The 6635-nt window shown below is 74.9% G+C and carries 7 protein-coding genes; 4 read left to right on the forward strand and 3 right to left on the reverse strand.

All coding sequences use genetic code 11. The features are described 5' to 3' along the window. Positions 1-25 precede the first annotated feature (25 nt). The 3 genes from AB0G14_RS18685 to AB0G14_RS18695 form a co-directional block, all read right to left on the reverse strand. Complete coding sequence (locus tag AB0G14_RS18685; RefSeq protein ID WP_357698910.1) at positions 26-1438, reverse strand: carbohydrate-binding protein; 1413 nt, start codon at positions 1436-1438, stop codon at positions 26-28. A gap of 72 nt (positions 1439-1510) precedes the next feature. Further along, the gene (locus AB0G14_RS18690; protein WP_357698912.1) at positions 1511-2260 is read right to left on the reverse strand and encodes a membrane protein insertase YidC; all 750 of its coding nucleotides are present in this window, start codon (positions 2258-2260) and stop codon (positions 1511-1513) included. A gap of 97 nt (positions 2261-2357) precedes the next feature. Further along, a complete protein-coding gene (locus AB0G14_RS18695) occupies positions 2358-2651 on the reverse strand; it encodes a DUF6412 domain-containing protein (RefSeq protein ID WP_357698914.1) in 294 nt (97 codons plus the stop codon). A gap of 312 nt (positions 2652-2963) precedes the next feature. On the opposite strand from AB0G14_RS18695, the gene AB0G14_RS18700 reads away from it, so the two are divergent. The 4 genes from AB0G14_RS18700 to AB0G14_RS18715 all read left to right on the forward strand — a co-directional run bounded on the left by AB0G14_RS18700 (position 2964) and on the right by AB0G14_RS18715 (position 6483). After that, positions 2964-3431, forward strand: coding sequence for a hypothetical protein (locus AB0G14_RS18700; RefSeq protein ID WP_357698916.1), 468 nt, complete (start codon positions 2964-2966; stop codon positions 3429-3431). Between the two features lie 38 nt (positions 3432-3469). Then, a complete protein-coding gene (locus tag AB0G14_RS18705) occupies positions 3470-3817 on the forward strand; it encodes a hypothetical protein (protein WP_357698929.1) in 348 nt (115 codons plus the stop codon). A 124-nt stretch (positions 3818-3941) separates the two neighbouring features. Then, on the forward strand, positions 3942-5090 hold the full coding sequence (locus tag AB0G14_RS18710; RefSeq protein ID WP_357698918.1) for a glutamate--cysteine ligase: 1149 nt from the start codon (positions 3942-3944) through the stop codon (positions 5088-5090). 13 nt (positions 5091-5103) lie between these two features. Next, positions 5104-6483, forward strand: coding sequence for an FAD-dependent oxidoreductase (locus tag AB0G14_RS18715; RefSeq protein WP_357698920.1), 1380 nt, complete (start codon positions 5104-5106; stop codon positions 6481-6483). The last annotated feature ends 152 nt before the right edge of the window (positions 6484-6635 follow it).

The raw sequence follows: 6635 nt of genomic DNA on the forward strand, positions 1-6635 counted from the left end.
GGCGACCGCCCGGGTTCCCCGCGGCTCAACGACGGAAGGTGAACCAGTTGACGTTGACGAAGTCGGCGGGCTGGCCGCTGGTGAAGGTCAGGTAGACCGTCCGGCGGCCGGTCGGGCCGGCGACGTTGCCGGGCACCGAGCGCCAGCTCTGCCAGCCCCCCGTGTTGGCGATCGCGAAGCTGCCGATCGGCGGGCCGGTCGGGCTGTCCAGCCGGACCTCCACCAGGCCGCTGACCCCGCCCGCCGCGCCGGAGGCGACCCGGGCGACGAAGTCGCGCGGCGGGGTGGCGCCGAACTCGACGTTGTCGAACCGCACCCAGTCGCCGTTGCGCAGCGCGCCGACGTTCTGGCCGCCCTCGGCGCACGCCTCGACGATCACTCCGTTCTGCGCGCTGAACGACTCCGCCTGGATCGTCGCGTACGCGTCCCGCACGCCACCGGGAGGCGGGGTCGTCGGCGGCGGGGTGGTGCCGCCGCCCCGGCTGTAGACGGCCACGTAGTCGACCAGCATCGGCCGGCCGGGGACGGTGGCGGCCGTCGGCGTGGCCGAACCCGCCACCCCGTTCGGGAAGGCCCCGCCCATCGCCACGTTCAGCAGCAGGAAGTAGCCGGCGTGGCCGGTCATCTGCGACCAGTACGGCTCGCCGACCCGGGACTGGCTCACGCTGTGGTAGAGCTGGCCGTCGACGTACCAGCGCAGTTGCTGGGGGCTGACCGAGGCGTCCCACTCGAAGCGGTAGGTGTGGTACGCGGACTGGCAGGTGCTGCCGGGACAGGCCCGGGACGCGCCGATGCCGTTGAACTCGTCGCACGGCCCGCCGGGGGCCACGCCGCAGTGCAGCACGCCCCAGACCGAGTTGATCCCGTTGACGTTCTCCATCACGTCGAACTCGCCGATGCTCGGCCAGTTCTGGTAGTTGCCCCGGTAGGGCGAGCCGAGCGCCCAGAACGCCGGCCAGTAGCCGGCCGCCTGGGCCCCGGTCACGTTCGGCATCTGGATCCGGCCCTCGATGGCGAGCACGCCGCCGGAGGGGGGCTTGAAGTTGCTGCGCACGGTCTCGATGCGGGCGGAGGTCCAGCGGCCGGAGGCGTCGCGCAGCGGGGTGATCCGCAGGTTGCCGCCGCCGTCGTGGCTGACGTTCGCGGTGCTGTCGGTGTAGGTCTGGATCTCGCCGGTGCCCCAGTTGGGCGGGCCGCCGGGGTAGCTGGTGCCGGTGTCGATGATCCAGTTCGCGGCGGACGGCAGCGTGCCGGCCGCGCCGGTGAAGTCGTCGCTCCACACCAGACTCCAGCCGGGCGCGGGCGCCGGCACGGCGGCGTTCGCGGTCACGGTCACCCCGGCCAGGGCGGTGGTGGCGACAACGGCGAGCAGGGCCGACGCCAGGGCCGGCCGGCGTCGTGGGGGCGGGGCGGCGGGGGCCGCCGGGGCAGGTGTCATGGACGTGCCTCTCTGCGGGGACGGGTCGAGAGAGCGCTCTCTCACGAGTTGTACGTGCCGACCCGGCAGATGTCAATGTCTATCGATGTCCGCTGGCGCGGCCTGCGGGCGGCGCAGCACCGCCTGCTCCAGCGCCGACCAGGCGGTCGTGGTGACCAGGTAGATCACCGCGGCCAGCGGCAGCACCAGCGCCACCAGCACGGTCGCGTACGGCAGCAGCGGCAGCAGCCGGCCGAGCACCGCGGCCCCCGGCCCCTCCGTCGGCGTACCGGCCACCGTGCCGGTCGCGGCCGCGGCACGCCGCATCCGCCGCGACGTCCACCACGCGAGGGCGAGCAGGGCTGCCAGCAGCACGCCGAACAGCGGCAGCACCGCGCCGCCCAGGCCGTCGCCGAGGTGGTGGCCCAGCGGCACCCCGGCGAGCCGCTCGGCGAGCAGCCCCGTGCCGCCGCCGGCGGTCGTGAAGAGCCGGTACATGACCAGCAGGACCGGCGCCTGGAGCAGCATCGGCAGGCAGCCGGACACCGGGCTGGCGCCGTTGGCCCGGTAGAGCGCGAACAACTCGCCCTGCAACCGGGCGGGGTCGTGCGCGTACCGCCGCTGAAGGTCGCGGACCTCCGGGGCGAGCGCCGCGCGACGCCGCTCCCCGCGAACCTGCGCGAGGGTCAGCGGCGAGATCAGCAGCCGGACGGCCACGGTGAGGACGACGATCGCGGCGGCGGTGGCCGCGCCGCCGGCCAGCGGTTCGAGCAGGGTGGTGAGCCAGGAGAGCGCGCTGCCGGCGGCGCCGACGGCGTCGTGCAGTGGTGCGAAGGCGAGCATGGTGACCCCTCGTTCCGATTCCGGGTGACGGCCCGACGGGACGACAGGGCGTCGCCGGGCCTCGGGTGACGGCGGAATCGGCCGCGCGGCGGCGGCGCTACGCGGCCGAGGGAACGGCCCCGGGCGCCCGGGGGCGGGGACGCCCGGCGGCGTCCGGATCGACCTGCCGGGGCACCCAGCGACGGCGGGCCCGGGCCCGCAGGGCGGCGGCGCGGCCGGCCCGGGGAGCGCCGACGCCGACCGCCGCGTGCAGCGCGAGCACGGCGGCGAGCAGCACGACGGCGGTCAGTGCGGCCCCGGCGAGCAGCCCGGCCGGACGGTCGGCGAGCAGGGTCAGGTGGGTGAGCGCGTACGCCCACGTCCCCAGCACGACCCGCCACGCTCCCGGCACGCCGACCAGCCTAGGGCCCGCTGTCACGCCGGCCGGCCCGATCGGCGACTCCGACCGCTGACCTGCGGTTTTACGACAGATCCGGGGTGGACGGAGCCGCCGTGGAGTGGTACGACTTGGGGCATCGACGGGCCAACGCCGGCCTGCCGTCACTCCCGGTCACCGATGCGCCGCCCGACCCGTCGGGCAGGCCGCCGAGCCGACCGGGCCAGCGGGAGCGGGCCCTCCCGGCACACCCCCTCACGGCCGGGCGCCCGCCCGGCCCGACGGGGCCGCCTCGACGAGGTGGTGGGCCACCACCAAGGAGCCACCGTGCCCCACAACCGCATCCGCCCGCGGCACCAGCCCTTCGAGATCGCCGTCATGGTGACCGCCCCCGTCTGCGGGGTCCTCCTGATCTCGCTGGGCGTCCGACCGCAGTCGGTGGAGATGGCGATGCCGGGCCCCATCCAGGTGGGGTGGGAGTTAGGTCTCGTCGTCGCCGGCGTCGCCGGGCTGCTCGGCATCTTCTGGCCCGGCCGGCTCTCCACCGCCCTCGGCACCGAGCTCGCCTCGGTGCTGATGCTCGGCACGATCACCGGCATGTACGCCGTCGCCGTGGCGGTGGTCGCCGGGCAGCAGGGGGTCGCCGCGACCTCCTTCGTCGGGGCGGTGTCCATCGGCTCGGGCTGGCGCGCCGCACAGATCGTGCGCGACCTGCGCGCCCTCACCCGGGCCGTCCAGGCGGCCCAGCCCGCCGGGCTGGACGGCGGCGTGGCTTCCACCGGAGGTGGGACGTGAACGCGTCCGCGCCGAGCGCACCGCAGTGGGTACAGGTCCTGCTCTCCATCCTCGGGGTCCTCGGCGGCGCCGGCGGTCTCGCCGCCATCGCGACCGTCGTGGTGCAGCGCGGCAAGTTCAAGGCGGACGCCGCCGACACCCTCACCGACGCCGCCCTCACGCTGGTGCAGCCGCTGCGCACCCGGGTCGCCGAGCTGGAGGAGACCGCCCTGGTCACCCGGGCGCAACTCGAAGCGACCCGCGAACAGGTGCAGCAGCTCCGGGCCACGGTCTGGGACCTGCGCCGGACGCTGGACCGGTGGCGGGAGGCGATCCTGGCCCAGGACGCGACCCTGCGCCGGGTCCGCGCCATGGTGCAGGACGGCGAGGACGACCGCCGCCGGTGACGCCCGGCGGGCGACACGCCGGGCGACGCGCCGGGGCGCGTTTTCCCGCGTCGACACGGTGTGTAACCACTGGCCGACCCGGCACGGACGGACCGCGACCGGGCGCGAACGGACGGTGGTGGCGATGACCGGCCAGGTGGCGGAGGCCCCGAGCGCGACGGCCGAGGGGACGGATCTGCTCACGGTGGGTGTCGAGGAGGAGTTCCTGCTCGTCGACCCGCACACCGGGGCCGCGGTGCCCGCCGTCGACCTCGTCATGGATCAGGTGCCCCCCGAGCTGCGCGGCCAGGTGGAGCGGGAGTTCCAGACCAGCCAGATCGAGATCGGCAGCCCGCCCGGCCTGGAACTCTCCTCCATCCGGCACTCCCTCGGGGTGCTGCGGGCCGCGCTCGCCGACGCCGCCGAGCGGGCCGGCGTACGGCTGCTCGCCATCGGCACCGGGCCGGTCGACGGGCCCGTGCCCCCGGTGGTCGACAAGCCACGCTTCGACCGGATGGTCGAGCGGTTCCGCCTGCTGGTCCCCGGCCCCGGCAACAACGGCATGCACGTGCACGTCGGGGTGCTCGACCCGGAGACCGGGGTGCAGGTGCTCAACCACGTCCGGCCCTGGCTGCCGGTGCTGCACGCGGTGACCGTCAACTCCCCGTTCGCCAAGGGCGAGGACACCGGGTACGCGAGCTGGCGGTCGATCGAGTGGGAGCGCTGGCCGTCGGTGGCACCCACCCCGTTCCTGGCGTCGCACGAGCACTACGAACGGCTGATCCGGCAGCTCGTCGCCAGCGGCGTGATGCTCGACGAGGGGATGCTCTACTGGTACGCCCGGCTGTCGGCCAGGTACCCGACCGTGGAGATCCGGATCGGCGACGTCTGCCCGTCCGTGGACGACGCGGTGCTCGTCGCCGCGCTGGTCCGGGCCATGGTGGCGACCGCGCTGGACGACATGGCCGCCGGCCGGCCCGCCATCCGCACCGACCACCACCTGCTGGTCGCCGCGCACTGGCGGGCGGCGCACGACGGGCTGGAGGGCGACGGCGTCGACCTCACCGACGGGGAGCTGCGCCCGGCGTGGGAGCTCTTCGACCAGCTCGTCGAGCGGCTGCGCCCGGCGCTGGAGCGGCACGGCGACCTGGACGAGGTGACCGACCTGGTCGGTGGGCTGCGCCGGCACGGCAGCGGGGCGGCCCGGCAGCGCGCCGTCCTCGCCCGCGGCGGCACGCTCGTGGACGTGGTCTCCGACGTCGCGCGACAGACCCGCGGGGCGGGTCGCCCGTGACAGGATGGTCCCCGTGGCGCAACGGCTGATCGTCATCGGTGGAGACGCGGCGGGCATGGCGGCGGCGTCCCAGGCGCGCCGCCGCCGCGACCGCGGCGATCTGGAGATCGTCGCGTTCGAGCGCGGGCACTTCACGTCGTACTCGGCCTGCGGCATTCCCTACTGGATCAGCGGGCTGGTGCCCGAGCGGGACGAGCTGATCGCCCGCGACCCGGCGACGTTCCGGGAGAAGTTCGCCGTCGACGTCCGGATGCGGCACGAGGTCACCGCCATCGACCTCGACCGGCGCGAGGTGGTCGCGCGGGACCTCGGGGGCGGCGGCGAGGTCCGCGAGCGGTTCGACACCCTGGTGTACGCGACCGGCGCGGTGCCGACGAAGCCGGACTGGGCGCGTGCCGGCGCCGGCGGGGTGTTCGGCGTGCAGACCCTCGACGACGGCGCGGCGCTGCGCGCCTGGCTGGAGTCCGAGCCCCGGCCGCGCCGGGCGGTCGTGGTCGGCGGCGGCTACATCGGCGTGGAGATGGCCGAGGCGCTGATCCAGCGCGGGCTCTCCGTCACGCTGGTGGAGCAGGCCGAGCAGCCGATGTCCACCGTCGACCCGGACATGGCCGAGCTGGTCACGGACGCGATGCGCGCGATCGGCATCACCATCCGCACCGGCCTCGCCGTCACCGGGCTGGAGGAGACCGACGGCCGGGTCTCCGCGGTGGTCACCGCCGAGGGGCCGATCCCCACCGACCTGGTCGTCCTCGGTCTCGGCGTACGCCCCAACACCGCGCTCGCGGAGGCCGCCGGCCTGCCGCTGGGCGTCACCGGCGGGGTCCGGGTGGACCGCCGCATGCGGGTGGCCGGCGTGCCGGGCGTCTGGGCCGCCGGCGACTGCGTGGAGACCGTGCACCGGGTCACCGGGATGCCGGTGCACGTGCCGCTGGGCACCCACGCCAACAAGCAGGGCCGGGTGGCCGGCATCAACATCGGCGGCGGGTACGCCACCTTCCTCGGCGTGATCGGCACGGCCGTCACCAAGGTCTGCGACCTGGAGGTGGGGCGCACCGGGCTGCGCGAGCGGGACGCCAGGGCGGCCGGCTTCGAGTTCGTCTCCGTGATCGCGCAGTCCACCAACCGCGCCGGCTACTACCCGGGCTCCCGCCCGATGACGGTGAAGCTGATCGCGGAGAAGCCCAGCGGCCGGCTGCTCGGGGCGCAGATCGTCGGCTGGTCCGAGGCCGCGAAGCGGATCGACACGCTCGCGGTGGCACTGTGGAACGGCATGACGGTGGACGACATGACCGCCCTCGACCTCGGCTACGCCCCGCCGTACGCCCCGGTCTGGGACCCGGTGCTGATCGCCGCCCGCAAGGCCGTCGACGCCCTGACCGCCACCGACCGGTAGGTGTAAGGAAGGGCACCTTGTTAACGCCTGAGGTAGAGGAAGGGCCCCTTCCTAACACGGCGGTTTCAAGGGGTCGTTGCAACGCGTTGGCTAGTCGGTGACGGCTAGGAGCTTAGCGAGGCGCTCGGCTGGGGTATCCCAGCCGAGCGTTT

It is taken from the genome of Micromonospora sp. NPDC023814, assembly GCF_040639595.1.
Taxonomy (GTDB): domain Bacteria; phylum Actinomycetota; class Actinomycetes; order Mycobacteriales; family Micromonosporaceae; genus Micromonospora.

Excerpts from the sequence above, each read along its gene's own strand:
- AB0G14_RS18685 (WP_357698910.1), bottom strand. The coding sequence starts at position 1,438 with ATGACACCTGCCCCGGCGGCCCCCGCCGCCCCGCCCCCACGACGCCGG.
- AB0G14_RS18690 (WP_357698912.1), bottom strand. The coding sequence starts at position 2,260 with ATGCTCGCCTTCGCACCACTGCACGACGCCGTCGGCGCCGCCGGCAGC.
- AB0G14_RS18710 (WP_357698918.1), top strand. The coding sequence starts at position 3,942 with ATGACCGGCCAGGTGGCGGAGGCCCCGAGCGCGACGGCCGAGGGGACG.